Consider the following 12,097-nt stretch of genomic DNA (forward strand, 5'->3'; position numbering starts at 1 on the left):
AGGGCGTTCACAGTGGATAACCCTCTCGGGTTACCCACAATGAACACCCATAGTAGTGGTAGCAGAAGTGAATTTAAATTTGTTGAAAATTATACTCCAAGGTAGTTCTAAAGTTGGGGAGCCGACACATGCTATCCAGCACCTTTTGAGCCAGCACCTGTGCCTTTGAGTCTGATTGAACTATACCCGATAAAGGGACACCACCACATACCGCTGCCAGTGGCGTGAAAGTCAGGTAGAACAACAGCACTATGAGTATGTTTTCTTTGAGATACATCACTAAAATGCTAAATTGAAATGAACAGACATATCCTATTCCTATCGTGCACCTGCTCTGAATAGTTTTCTTTTTAGCTTATTCGGACCTATAACCGCAAATTTAACCTAAACCTGCTGCTGCCGTATCACAAGAAGATTTAAAGAACAATATTTAAAAAGCCTATGGCTGATTATACTGCCAAGAGTACCTTTACATTGTTTAAAACCTCTGCCTCAGAGTTCATAGACAACAACTCGCTGCTTTTGGCAGCAGCGCTGGCTTTCAATGCCATTTTCTCCATTCCACCGCTCTTAGTAATTATTATCCGGGCGGCAGGGTTTTTCTTAGGAGAACAGGCAGTATCAGGCGAGCTATCAAGCCAGATATCGAGCGCCATTGGACCGAACGCCGCCCAAGAAATAGAAACTATCATACAGAACGCACATCAAAGTGAATCCTCCGGGCTGGCTTTCTGGATAGGCCTTGGCACATTGGTTTTTGCCTCTACCACCTTCTTCGCTACACTACAGCAGTCGCTTAACATGGTCTGGAACCTGAAGCCCAAGCCAACGAGTGGCATTCTGAATATGCTGAAGGTGCGCCTTTTTTCTTTCGGCATTGTGCTGAGTATTGCCCTGCTGATGCTCGTTTCATTGCTGCTTAGCACTGTTATCTCTATTCTGAGTGACTATTTATCAAGTATTTTTCCTGACATAGGAGTCTTTGTTATCCAGTTAGTAGACATAGTGCTTTCCGTTAGTATTATCACAGCACTTTTCGGGCTTGTCTTTCACTATTTGCCTGATGCTATTATCCGATGGAGAGACGTTTGGGTAGGCGCCTTTATCACAGCTGTGCTGTTCACTATCGGCAAAGTATTGATTGGTTGGTTTATTGGCACCAGTGACCCTGGTTCTGCCTATGGAGCAGCAGGCTCTATGGTTGTTATCCTTGTCTGGATTTACTATACTTCCTTGATTGTGCTCTTTGGAGCAGAGTTTACACAGCAATATGCAGAAGCATTCGGGCAGCGCATACGGCCCAAACAGTTTGCTGTTTTTGTAGAGGAGCGTGAGGTTGTAGAAGAGAGAGACGATATAGCCAGCGGCAGACCTCAACCAGAAGGGCGGTTTGAGCCGAAGAAATAAACCAGCAGCGGAGACTACATTATTCAGCTTCAGGAAAATCACTTACCTAGAACATTATTCCAATTAAAAAAGAGGCAATCCTATTTGAGTGTTCCAGCTCTCTATAGGCAGAAATACCATTGTTAATTTCATAACGGCCTTCAACGGTCAGACTAGTCTGCTCTGTTAGGTAAAGCAGCGCTCCTATGCCGCCCAAAAAGCCTTGCTCATGCCCTCGATAGGCATCCAAAAGCGGGTATTCTTTTTCCCGGTTAGTATTGTAGTACTTTGACTGTTCCTGCACATTGCTTTCCTTGCTGATTACGAATCCATTCTGGACACCCGCTTGCACAAACGGTCTTAGTATTCCTTTTGGGTAAGTATATCGCAACATAACGGGCACTTTCAGATGAGAAGCTTTGAGGTTGTAGTTAAACTGTCTGCGAACTTCATCTGATTCATAAATTTCATAGCTTCCTTCAAAAGCATACTGTGTGTACATGACACCTACGTGCAAACCTATTTTCTCAGATGTACCTGGCGCAACTATGTCTAAAGATAATCCTGCCGTTAGATCACGAGAAGTCTCGAAACCACTGCTATTCTGGAGGTCTAAGGTACTGGCATGGTTACCGCTAAACTGAGAGTTAGTAAAAGAAGTACCCGCTAAAAGACCTAGCCTTACCCGCAGCCCTTTACCTGTATCTTTCACATATTGCTCTTCGGAAGGGGTAACACAGGTATTATACCGGGAGAAAAGCTTTATCAGGCTCGGTTGCTTCAGGCGGGTCTGCTCTATCTGCAGCTGGGTACCCTGACAATCTAAAAAGTGTTGCGTAAGGGTACCAACATATAACTTAACATCTGCATTGTACTTTTGCCCGCTCTCCATTTGCAGTCTCCTTACTTCATGCAGCAGTTCCTCCAACTCCTCCCCCTGCTTCTTAATAAAAAAGCGCTCATTCAGATCTCCCATCTTCAAATAATATAAGCTGGCGGTACCTTTTACCAATACTTCCAAGAAAACCTGTTTTACAGTGCTATCTGCCCCTGCTAATGGCATTGCTTCGTAACGGCCACCCTGCTCAAACGCATAGCCTTTCAATTGGTGAGGTAGGTACTGACGTTCGGTTGCCATTTCATCTCTTTTGAACATGATACCCTGTGCGTGGCTCACTTCATTTCTGTAACCTAATAGCCCTTCAATCCTGCTATCCTCTGGCGTTGTAATGTATCCTGGCTTATAAACAACCTGTGCCTGCACAAAAGAAAAAGAAATTGTGAGGAGCAGTGCGAAGGAGAAAGCGTAAAGTTTGCTCATGAAGTTACTGTTTGAGTTTATAAAAATATAGATATACCAATACTTAAGTATTAATCTTTAAGTTACTAAAATCAATAAAAAAGCCCCTGCTACATCCATAGCAGGGGCTCTCTGTTTCATATATGGTCTTAGCTTTTACGCTGTTTGCTTCTCCTTAACGGCCAGCTGTCCGCAGGCGGCGTCAATGTCTTTGCCACGGCTGCGGCGCACGTTCACCTGCACACCACGATCGGCGAGGTAGTAAATAAAATCCTGCCAGCGGTCGTCGTTTGTGTTCTGGAAATTGGCGTTCTCGATCGGGTTATACTCGATGAGGTTGATTTTGCATGGGATGATCTTTGAGAAACGCAAGAGCTCCTCTGCGTCCTGCAGGGTATCATTGAAGTCTTCAAACACAATGTACTCGTAGGTCACCTTGCGGCCAGTTACCTCATGATAATGCTTTAGCGCATCTGTTATAGCCTCCAGTGAGTTAGTCTCGTTAATAGGCATAATCTGGTTTCGCTTCTCGTCGTTTGCCGCGTGCAGCGACAAAGCCAGGTTCGCTTTCACACCATCATCTGCCATCTTTCGGATCATTTTAGCGATACCTGCCGTGCTCACTGTAATGCGGCGGGCTGCCATACCCAGGCCATCGTGCGCCGTAATGCGCTCAATGCTCTTCATGACGTTGGCGTAGTTCAGCAACGGTTCGCCCATACCCATATACACGATGTTACTGAGCGGCTCTCCATACTGCTTCATGCTTTGCTCGTTAATGCGCACCACCTGGTCGTAAATCTCAGCGGCATCCAGGTTACGGACACGGTCCATGTAGCCGGTGGCGCAGAACTTGCAGGTAAGCGAGCAGCCTACCTGGCTCGATACACAAGCCGTTTTGCGCTCGTTGTGCGGTATCAGCACACCTTCTACAATATTGGCATCGTGAAGCCTGAAAGCAGACTTTATCGTGCCGTCAGAACTCAGCTGCTGTGTAGCCACCTGCACACCGTTAATGGCAAAGTGCTGCTCCAGCTTTTCGCGGAGCGCCAGGCTCACGTTGTTCATCTCCGCAAACGACTGCGCCGAGTGCTTCCAGAGCCACTCATACACCTGCTTCGCACGGAAAGGCTTCTCCCCCTGCTCCACCAGCCACGCCTTCAGATCGTCCAAAGACAGCTTCCGGATATCTTTCTTATTAAGAATACTTATATCTGCAATCAAAGTCATACTGCAAAATTACAAAAATCCTCAGGCTTTAGTTTCAATTTTCGCCTTTACTTCGTCCGGTAACGACATAAGTTTGCGCGCTTTGTAATTGAAACACAGCATACCTGTTTTGGCGCGCGCCACTTCCTTGCCATCCTGGTTTAGAACCTGGTACGAAATATCAAAGCCGTACTTGTTTAAATCATCAAATGCCATCCTGATAGTCAGCATATCGCCATAGAAGCTTTCGCCTTTGTAACTGATGGCCACATCAGCCATAATCAGGCTGGCACCACCTAAATCCATCTCACTATAGCCAAAGTGTTTTAACAGTTGTAGCCGCGCCTCGTGCAGGATGGACAGCAGGGCATCGTTGCCAAGGTGGGCCCCATAGTTCAGATCTGTAATGCGGACAGGAATGCTTGCCTCGAAGTGTGTATGTGCGGGTATATTTACGTGTACTCTTGCCATGGTTTGTTCGTTTAATTGTTGAATGGCTGCATGGTTAAATTGTTGAAAAAAAGAATAAACAACCATTCAACAATTTAACCATGCGGCCATAATATTTGTAGCATATTCTGCTGCCAGCTATTGCAGGCTGTATGTTACAATGCTTAACTTTGTAAGGTAACACAAAAAAGATGCACCTCGAAATACGACAGACCAAAGACGGCTCTAACACCCTTTATGTACCGGACCTGAATGAGCATTATCATTCGGTGCATGGAGCTTTGCAGGAGTCACAGCACGTATTCATTAAGCACGGCCTTGAGCACGTACTGGAGCAGAAAAAAGACATCAAGATACTGGAGGTAGGTTTTGGCACGGGCCTTAACGCTATACTAACTTTCCCGGTTGCGTTTTCTCAGAAAGCCTTTATCCAGTACGACACACTGGAGAAGCACCCGCTTAGCGAGGAGGTAGTAAAAGAACTACATTTCGAGCAGTTTATCCTAAACCCGGAGTTGTTCGACTATTTCCAGCAACTGCACGCCTGCCCCTGGAATGAGCCGGTGGACGTTATTCCTTACTTTACGCTCCAGAAGATACACGAAACACTGGAAGAGTTCATTGCGCCGAACTCTTACTATGACGTGATCTACTTTGATGCCTTTGCACCCGAGAAGCAGCCGGAATTATGGGCTGACGCAATGTTCGATAAGCTTTACAAGGCCATGCGCCCGGGTGGTGTGCTGGTGACCTACTGCGCCAAGGGTTCTTTTAAGCGTAGCCTGAAAGCCGCTGGCTTTGAGGTAGAGGCATTGCCGGGCCCTCCGGGCAAGCGTGAAATGACACGGGGTATGAAGCCGGTGGTTTATTAACCAAACTGAGGCCGCCGCTGCAGCATTAAATTTAGTTACTACTATAGCAAAAGGCTTCAGCCTTGCCCGCAAACGAGCAGGGAAATAACCTCCTGGAAAGTGTTTTGGGAACCTTACCGGCACGTGTTTCGTCTTTCTCTCTATAAAAGACAATTAACACCACACGTATGGCATCAGAATTCTATCAACTATCGGCAACTTCACTTCAGGGAAAAGAAATACCAATGGAGGAATATAAAGGCAAGGTAGTACTGGTGGTAAACACAGCCAGCAAGTGTGGCCTAACGCCACAGTATGAAGGGCTGGAGGCACTCTACCGCAAGCACAAGGACAACGGTCTTGTCATACTTGGTTTCCCCTGTAACCAGTTCGGCAAACAGGAGCCGGGCGGGAAGAAGGAAATTGAAGAAGGTTGCCTGATCAACTATGGCGTCAGCTTTCCGGTGTTTGATAAAGTTGACGTAAATGGCGACAATACCCATCCGCTGTTCAGGTATCTGAAATCAGAGTTGGGCGGCATTCTTGGTAGCCGTATCAAGTGGAATTTTACTAAGTTTCTCATCGATGCAAACGGCAACCCTGTCAAGCGTTTTGCCCCCATCACCAAACCAGAAAAAATCGCACCTTTTGTAGAGGATCTGCTAACGGCTACTCCTAAATAGCAACACATTCTGAATCTTTTAATGTAAACTTCGGAGCAGCATAGAAGCTTTTTCAGCCTTTATGCTACTCTTCTTTGTCTACCCTTTATAGCGTTTTGTTGACAATAAATGGCCTTTCTGCCACAGGAGAGTGCATCGAAATTGAACGCTACACATAATCTTTTATATATCGGAAGGAATCGGTACTTTGTTTTATATTCATACATCAATATATTAGTATAATGGCGCAGAAACGTGTTTATTTACGAAGAGGTAAAGCAACTTCAACTAAATAAACACATATGAAAACGCTGCTTAAAAAAGTGATCAAAGCATGCCAGCCGAAGTACGAGGTAGTCTTCACGCACTATCATGTTATTCCTGGCCAACCAGTAAACAAGAATGAATCGAAGCACGCTTTTGGCAGAGGCGAGTCCAGACAAGCGATGGAATTTTATGGCAAGGTGGTTTCTTCAGACTTTACCAGAAGTCTCGCTCCTGCGGAAGTACACCTGCGCAAAATTTACTTGAGAGGAAAAACCGTAGAAAAGGCTCAGTTCGGACCAGTGGACGACCTCAAAAAATTCAAAATCGTTTATAACAAATAGGCGGTAGCACAAACGCTTTGCAAGCCCCTTCCGGTAAACCGGGAGGGGCTTATTTTTTGCTTTACCCTGTCAGCCGACTTGAAAGGCGCACAAAGCGTTCCTGCTTCGTGCGCCTGAAAATCACTATATCTGCTCCCTTTTCTTCCATAGGCCCTAACATATTGCTTTAGTGGGCGTTTTAACGTAAGTAGGCTTTCTTTATAAGTTAACCGGAAGAGAGACAACGGAACACATCATACGAAACAAACATGGAATACAGAAAAATTGGAACATCAGACTTGAACGTATCAGTGGTAACATTTGGCGCCTGGGCTGCAGGAGGCTGGATGTGGGGCGGCACCGAACGCAAAGATGCCGTACAAGCCATTAGAGCTTCTTATGACCTTGGTGTAACCTCCATCGACACGGCCCCTATATACGGTCAGGGCACTAGCGAGGAAATTGTAGGCGAAGCCATCAAAGACCTGCCCCGCGATAAGGTGCAGATTCTCACGAAGTATGGCATGCGCTGGGATCTAAACAAAGGGGAACTCGCCATGAAGAGCCAGAACAACAACGGCAAAGAGATAGACATATACAAGTACGCTGGCCGCGACAGCATCATCAAAGAGTGCGAAGACAGCCTTCGCCGCCTTAAAACCGACTATATAGATCTTTACCAAATCCATTGGCCTGACCTAACCACACCCATTGAGGAAACAATGGAAACAGTGGCACAATTAATAAAAGAAGGAAAGGTACGCTACGCCGGGGTATGTAATTACAATGTGGCGCAAATGCAGGAGGCTGAAAAGTACGTGAAGCTGGTATCGAACCAGGTGCCTTACAGCATGGTGAAGCGCAGCATTGAGGAAAATGTGGTACCGTACTGTATCGAAAACAACAAATCGATACTGGCTTACAGCCCACTGGAGCGGGGCCTGCTGACAGGCAAGATGAAGCCCGGCCACAAGTTTGCTGAAGGAGACCACAGGACCAACATCTATTTCTTTCAGGACAAGAACCTGAAGCGCACCAACCAGTTCCTTCAAAAGATAAAATCGCTGGCAGACGACAAGGACGCCACACTGGCCCAATTAGTCATTCGCTGGACCGTAGAGCAGCCCGGCATCACCATTGCCCTGGTGGGTGCCCGAAACGCAGAGCAGGCTACTCAGAATGCCAAAGCACTACATGTAAAGCTGACCCGGGAAGAGATTAGCTTTATTACGGAAGAGTTGAACAAGCTGGAGTTGGTGAAGCCTGAGAAGGTGTAAGTTTCCGTAGTTCAGGAAGAAAGGCAGCCGCTCAGTTTAGTGGCTGCCTTTCTTTTTTTGAATGTCTCATTCCAGGCCAGCTAAAAGCTCTAAACCCAGTGCACATCAAACTCCACCAATAAAGGGCTTTAGCTGGATCAGCTACCTGCGCAGCCTGTTGTAAATTTTCCCGATCACTAACTTCGCACCTACAGATTCGTACTGCTACTTTATAAATGAGTACCTTCACTAATTTCCAGCATATTTACTGCAGCTCAAACCTTCCCGGATAAATGAAGAAAGCGGCGATTATTATCGTACAAGCCTTAGGAACCTTCTCTATAATTGCCACAGCTTTGCCGCTGCTTCCCATGGAAGAATGGTACGTGCGCGTGTTTGATTTCCCCCGCATGCAGATTCTCTTTTTGGCTTTGTTCAGCCTAATACTTTACCTGTGGCTGGGCAGCAAGGACCGTAAACGGGACAAATTCCTCCTCACCGGACTAAGTATCGCCATCATTTACCAAGCCATTAACATTTACCCCTATACCGCACTGGCCCCTGTGCAGGTAAAACAGGCAAAGCAGGACCATACACAGCAGGATGAGCTGAGCATCATGGTGTCTAACGTACTCATGACGAATGAGAGCTATGACAAGTTGATTGGTCTTACAAAAGAAAGAAATCCTGATATTCTGCTGCTGCTGGAGTCTGATTCTGTATGGCAACAAGCCCTTCAGCCTACGACACAGCAATACCCTTACCGGGTTGAGATACCGCTAAGTAACACGTATGGCATGCACCTGTACAGCAAGTTACCTTTGCGCCAGAAAAGGGTAAACTATCTGCTGGAAGAAGAAATCCCATCCATTAAAACGTATGTGGAACTCCGAAACGGTATGTGGGTAGAACTGCATGCCGTGCACCCCAAGCCTCCCGTGCCAACTGAAGACCCCAACTCCAGAAAGCGTGATGCCGAGATTGTCATGATCGCCAGTGATATTGCTGATTCAAAGTACCCGGTGGTGGTAGCGGGCGATTTTAACGATGTAGCCTGGTCGCATACGACAGAACTTTTTCAGGAAGTAAGCAGCCTGTTGGACCCGCGTATTGGCAGGGGGCTGTTTAGCACGTTCAATGCGAATTACCCGCTTCTGCGCTGGCCCCTCGACCACATCTTCCATTCCGACCACTTTAAGCTGGTGGATATAGAAAGGCTGCCTGACATTGACTCCGATCATTTTCCCATCTATATCAGGCTAAGCTTTGCACCGGAAAATGAATACGAGCAGGAAGAGCCAAAGCCAGACGAGGATACGCACGAAGAAGCTGTTGAAACCATACAGGAAGGCATCGAAGAGGCGCAGGAAAACTAGCCACTATGGCTTTTCAGGCCACACAAGTTGGGGCGTGATAACATAGTCCAGCGGCACATCAAATTCATTCGCATCGGCTATACTTTCCACGGGCGGCTCCAGGGAGAGGCCTATCTTCAGCACCTCGGGGCGGCAATCGGCGAGGAAACGGTCGTAGAAACCTTTGCCGTAGCCTACGCGGTGACCTGCCTCATCAAAAGCCAGCAGGGGCAGCAGCACTATATCTACCTCCCGGGCATGTATAATCCGGGCATCCTGCGGCTCTGGTATTCCCCAAGCATTTTCTATCAGCACCGCCTCCTCTGTCAGTTCATGGTGCGTCAGCACATGCTGCGCGACGTCTGTTACCGGCACGGCCACCCGCACTTCCGGGTGATCCATCCGCAGGCGTTCGATAATAAGCCAGGTGTTTACCTCTTTATTTTTAAGGATGGGCAGGAACACATGCACTGTTTTCTCCGCCTGCAGCGGGAAGTGCTGAAAAAACAAATCTGCAATGCGTTGGCTGCGCAACTGCACCTCTTCGGCAGGCAATGCCTGCCGCTTTTGCAGCATCTGTTTGCGTAGCTCCGCCTTGCGCATTACTCCTCCTCCAGTATCGTGAACTTCAGATCGAAAGGATCAAAAGCATCCACGAGGGCCGGTATAAAATCAGGATTGTTTGTTTTGTAAGTGAGCAGGTTATCGTGGCGCTCCTGCAGGGTTCCGTCCGGGAACAGCTTATCTTTCAGGTTCTCCAGCTGCTTAAACGTCTGCTCATGCTTGCTGTCGCGGGCCTTGGATATTTTCTTCTCCAGCATTTGCAGCGCGTTGTGTGCTTTTTGTGCTTCGGCCCCCACTGCTTTTACCAGTGTCGGGTCAATGTCTTTCGCCAGCTCTTCTACTGCTGCAAACGCTGCGGCCACTGTCTCGCGCTGCGCCTCCAGGCTTATCTCCTCCTCATGCAGCTGGTCCGACAAGTGCTTTTTCAGCTCCTGGTATTCCATGAACATCTCCTCCGACTGGAGTCCCAGTTTGTGCATGCGGCTGGCATTGCTGCGGGTAATATACAATGCGGAATTACGCAGCATCAGCACCGGGAAAGCCACGTTGTAGGCTTCGAACAGCCGCTTCAACTGGAACCAATAAGCTACCTCTGCCCCACCGCCAATATAAGCCAAATTCGGAAGCACTAACTCTTCAAACAACGGGCGCAAAATCACGTTCGGGCTAAACCGCTCCGGGTGTTCCTTGGCCTCCTGCAGGATTTCTTCCCGGCTAAAGCTGATGTCGGTGTTCAGCACTTCATACCTGTCGCCCTCCTGCACAATGCGTTCCCGCAGTCCATCTTTAAGGTAGAACAGGTTGATGTCGCGGGAATATACCTGCTGCTTATAATCCAGCTCCTCCAGCTGCGCGTTCACCTCTTCCACCAACTTGTTAGACACTTGCTCCGTCAGCTCTTTTTCTACCACCGCCGTCAGCGCCTGCTTCAGTCCGGCATGGTCACCGTCTATGCTCACCAGTCCGTACTCTCCGAACAAAGCATGTGTGACGGCACGGGTAGCATCCGCCAGGTTTTTGCTATTGCGGTAGGCTTCCTCAAAAATCGGGTATGGCTCCGGCAACTCCTCCATCAGTTTGTCTAAGCCTTGCGTTGTAAACCTGCCTACAGCGCCGGTTTGCTCTGTTTCCCAAGTATAGTCCTTACCGAACAAATCAAAGTGGTTAATTTCGGCAAAGTCATGGTCTTCGGTTGCCATCCAGTATACCGGCACGAACTTGTAATCCGGGTACTTCTCCTGCAGTTGCTTACAAGTGTTGATGGCTGTGATGATTTTGTACACGAAGTATAGAGGCCCCGTGAAGATGTTGAGTTGGTGGCCGGTGGTGATAGTATACGTATTCGGCTGCCGCAACAGGTCAATGTTTTGCTGCACCTTCGGGTTTACTTCGGCAACGGAGGAATACTGTTCCTGCAGTGCCTGGTATAGTGTCTGGCGCTGTGCCTCACTGAAGTCCTTCTCCTTTATCTGTGCCTCAAAGGCGTCTGCGGTCGGAAAGCGGTTATAGAAAGCTTGCAGCGGCTTGCTGCGACTCAGGTAATCGGATATAGTTTGAGAGAAGGCGCCGGTCGCGGCGTAATCCATCTTTGTGATCTTCATAGTAGATAGTTCCATCTGCATGTTTGCGTGGGGTATACAGCTCCTTTAACAGATAACCCCGAAATGTGTTGCAGCAGGTTTTCCTTTTGCCAACCACAGCACAAAGTAACGGCTTTATTTTTTGTTTTGCAGATGTTCCGATAGAAAGCAGGCAGCGGGGCATCAGGGCCGCGATTCAGACGATTGAAGGATGTCTAGGATATAATTAACACCGGCAGCAGCTTTCTCTCCTGACTTTTGGTATATGGCTGATGAACTGCGGTAAAATGCATCGGATGAATATCATTACAAACTTATCCACAGCTAAACGTACATAAACTGTACAACAGTCAATAAAAAACTTATGGGATTATTAAGCGGCATGATGGGACACGCCTCGGAAGTGTCTATCGAAAAATTAGCCAAAGAATTTCAACCAATTTTATTAGAGGATGAACGCATAGAGCGGGCTTACAAACTGATCCGGGACATGCTGGTATTCACAAACAAGCGCCTGATTCTGGTGAACAAGCAAGGCCTTACCGGCTCTAAAGCGGACTATCAAAGCATCCCCTACGGCAGCATCAAAACATTTTCTATGGAAAGCGCCGGCATCGGTGACCTGGACGCAGAACTGAAGATATGGCTGACGGGGGAGAACACGCCCACCATCAAACAGGATTTTCGCAAAGGCGACAATATTAACCAGGCGTATCGGGTGTTGAGTAAGTATGTGCTGAAATGACCTCCCCCTGCCCCCTCCTAAAAACAGGCTACGATTAGGACACAAATTTCTGCGCGAGCATCCACCCATCGAAGATTTTACAGAATTCCATGTATCCGCGGTGGAGGGTGATAACACCTGCTCTCTTTTCATGTGGCTTCCATCCTCCCAGC

At 47.7% G+C, this 12,097-nt stretch carries 13 protein-coding genes; 7 read left to right on the forward strand and 6 right to left on the reverse strand.

From position 1 onward, the window contains the following. Nucleotides 1–73 precede the first annotated feature (73 nt). Entirely contained in the window at nucleotides 74–277 is a 204-nt protein-coding gene (locus tag E1919_RS26165) for a hypothetical protein (protein ID WP_162056357.1), read from the reverse strand. A gap of 164 nt (nucleotides 278–441) precedes the next feature. Between E1919_RS26165 and E1919_RS26170 the strand changes: the two genes are divergently transcribed. Then, nucleotides 442–1,407 carry a YihY/virulence factor BrkB family protein gene (locus E1919_RS26170; RefSeq protein WP_162056358.1) on the forward strand — a complete coding sequence of 322 codons (966 nt, stop codon included), beginning with the start codon at nucleotides 442–444 and terminating at the stop codon, nucleotides 1,405–1,407. A 46-nt stretch (nucleotides 1,408–1,453) separates the two neighbouring features. Here the strand turns inward: E1919_RS26170 and E1919_RS26175 are convergent, their stop codons facing one another. From E1919_RS26175 to E1919_RS26185, 3 genes are all read right to left on the reverse strand, one after another. Beyond that, nucleotides 1,454–2,707 (reverse strand): outer membrane beta-barrel protein, encoded by a 1,254-nt coding sequence (locus E1919_RS26175; RefSeq protein WP_162056359.1) that lies wholly within the window; start codon nucleotides 2,705–2,707, stop codon nucleotides 1,454–1,456. A gap of 135 nt (nucleotides 2,708–2,842) precedes the next feature. After that, nucleotides 2,843–3,916: a dual-specificity RNA methyltransferase RlmN gene (rlmN, locus tag E1919_RS26180; protein ID WP_162056360.1), complete on the reverse strand. Its 1,074-nt coding sequence runs from the start codon at nucleotides 3,914–3,916 to the stop codon at nucleotides 2,843–2,845. A gap of 21 nt (nucleotides 3,917–3,937) precedes the next feature. Continuing rightward, nucleotides 3,938–4,366, reverse strand: coding sequence for an acyl-CoA thioesterase (locus E1919_RS26185; RefSeq protein WP_162056361.1), 429 nt, complete (start codon nucleotides 4,364–4,366; stop codon nucleotides 3,938–3,940). A gap of 170 nt (nucleotides 4,367–4,536) precedes the next feature. On the opposite strand from E1919_RS26185, the gene mnmD reads away from it, so the two are divergent. From mnmD to E1919_RS26210, 5 genes are all read left to right on the forward strand, one after another. Continuing rightward, nucleotides 4,537–5,217, forward strand: coding sequence for a tRNA (5-methylaminomethyl-2-thiouridine)(34)-methyltransferase MnmC2 (mnmD, locus tag E1919_RS26190; protein ID WP_162056362.1), 681 nt, complete (start codon nucleotides 4,537–4,539; stop codon nucleotides 5,215–5,217). Nucleotides 5,218–5,384: 167 nt separating this feature from the next. Continuing rightward, the gene (locus E1919_RS26195) at nucleotides 5,385–5,879 is read left to right on the forward strand and encodes a glutathione peroxidase (RefSeq protein WP_162056363.1); all 495 of its coding nucleotides are present in this window, start codon (nucleotides 5,385–5,387) and stop codon (nucleotides 5,877–5,879) included. A gap of 281 nt (nucleotides 5,880–6,160) precedes the next feature. Continuing rightward, nucleotides 6,161–6,466, forward strand: coding sequence for a hypothetical protein (locus tag E1919_RS26200; protein ID WP_162056364.1), 306 nt, complete (start codon nucleotides 6,161–6,163; stop codon nucleotides 6,464–6,466). Between the two features lie 248 nt (nucleotides 6,467–6,714). Further along, entirely contained in the window at nucleotides 6,715–7,722 is a 1,008-nt protein-coding gene (locus tag E1919_RS26205; protein WP_162056365.1) for an aldo/keto reductase, read from the forward strand. Between the two features lie 272 nt (nucleotides 7,723–7,994). After that, nucleotides 7,995–9,077 carry an endonuclease/exonuclease/phosphatase family protein gene (locus E1919_RS26210; protein ID WP_162056366.1) on the forward strand — a complete coding sequence of 361 codons (1,083 nt, stop codon included), beginning with the start codon at nucleotides 7,995–7,997 and terminating at the stop codon, nucleotides 9,075–9,077. Nucleotides 9,078–9,080: 3 nt separating this feature from the next. On the opposite strand, the gene E1919_RS26215 is transcribed toward E1919_RS26210, so the two are convergent. Both E1919_RS26215 and bshC read right to left on the reverse strand, forming a co-directional pair. Next, nucleotides 9,081–9,659, reverse strand: coding sequence for a 5-formyltetrahydrofolate cyclo-ligase (locus tag E1919_RS26215; protein ID WP_162056367.1), 579 nt, complete (start codon nucleotides 9,657–9,659; stop codon nucleotides 9,081–9,083). Then, entirely contained in the window at nucleotides 9,659–11,221 is a 1,563-nt protein-coding gene (gene bshC / locus E1919_RS26220; RefSeq protein ID WP_237144869.1) for a bacillithiol biosynthesis cysteine-adding enzyme BshC, read from the reverse strand. Before bshC ends, E1919_RS26215 begins: the two co-directional genes overlap by 1 nt. A 343-nt stretch (nucleotides 11,222–11,564) precedes the next feature. Between bshC and E1919_RS26225 the strand changes: the two genes are divergently transcribed. Then, nucleotides 11,565–11,945: a PH domain-containing protein gene (locus tag E1919_RS26225; protein ID WP_237144870.1), complete on the forward strand. Its 381-nt coding sequence runs from the start codon at nucleotides 11,565–11,567 to the stop codon at nucleotides 11,943–11,945. The last annotated feature ends 152 nt before the right edge of the window (nucleotides 11,946–12,097 follow it).

The organism is Pontibacter pamirensis (assembly GCF_010015475.1).
GTDB classification, from domain to species: Bacteria; Bacteroidota; Bacteroidia; order Cytophagales; family Hymenobacteraceae; genus Pontibacter; species Pontibacter pamirensis.

Bases quoted from the DNA above. Each gene is read 5' to 3' on its own strand.
- E1919_RS26165 (WP_162056357.1), bottom strand. From the start codon at position 277: ATGTATCTCAAAGAAAACATACTCATAGTGCTGTTGTTCTACCTGACT.
- E1919_RS26170 (WP_162056358.1), top strand. From the start codon at position 442: ATGGCTGATTATACTGCCAAGAGTACCTTTACATTGTTTAAAACCTCT.
- E1919_RS26175 (WP_162056359.1), bottom strand. From the start codon at position 2,707: ATGAGCAAACTTTACGCTTTCTCCTTCGCACTGCTCCTCACAATTTCT.
- rlmN (WP_162056360.1), bottom strand. From the start codon at position 3,916: ATGACTTTGATTGCAGATATAAGTATTCTTAATAAGAAAGATATCCGG.
- E1919_RS26185 (WP_162056361.1), bottom strand. From the start codon at position 4,366: ATGGCAAGAGTACACGTAAATATACCCGCACATACACACTTCGAGGCA.
- mnmD (WP_162056362.1), top strand. From the start codon at position 4,537: ATGCACCTCGAAATACGACAGACCAAAGACGGCTCTAACACCCTTTAT.
- E1919_RS26195 (WP_162056363.1), top strand. From the start codon at position 5,385: ATGGCATCAGAATTCTATCAACTATCGGCAACTTCACTTCAGGGAAAA.
- E1919_RS26200 (WP_162056364.1), top strand. From the start codon at position 6,161: ATGAAAACGCTGCTTAAAAAAGTGATCAAAGCATGCCAGCCGAAGTAC.
- E1919_RS26205 (WP_162056365.1), top strand. From the start codon at position 6,715: ATGGAATACAGAAAAATTGGAACATCAGACTTGAACGTATCAGTGGTA.
- E1919_RS26210 (WP_162056366.1), top strand. From the start codon at position 7,995: ATGAAGAAAGCGGCGATTATTATCGTACAAGCCTTAGGAACCTTCTCT.
- E1919_RS26215 (WP_162056367.1), bottom strand. From the start codon at position 9,659: ATGCGCAAGGCGGAGCTACGCAAACAGATGCTGCAAAAGCGGCAGGCA.
- bshC (WP_237144869.1), bottom strand. From the start codon at position 11,221: ATGAAGATCACAAAGATGGATTACGCCGCGACCGGCGCCTTCTCTCAA.
- E1919_RS26225 (WP_237144870.1), top strand. From the start codon at position 11,565: ATGGGATTATTAAGCGGCATGATGGGACACGCCTCGGAAGTGTCTATC.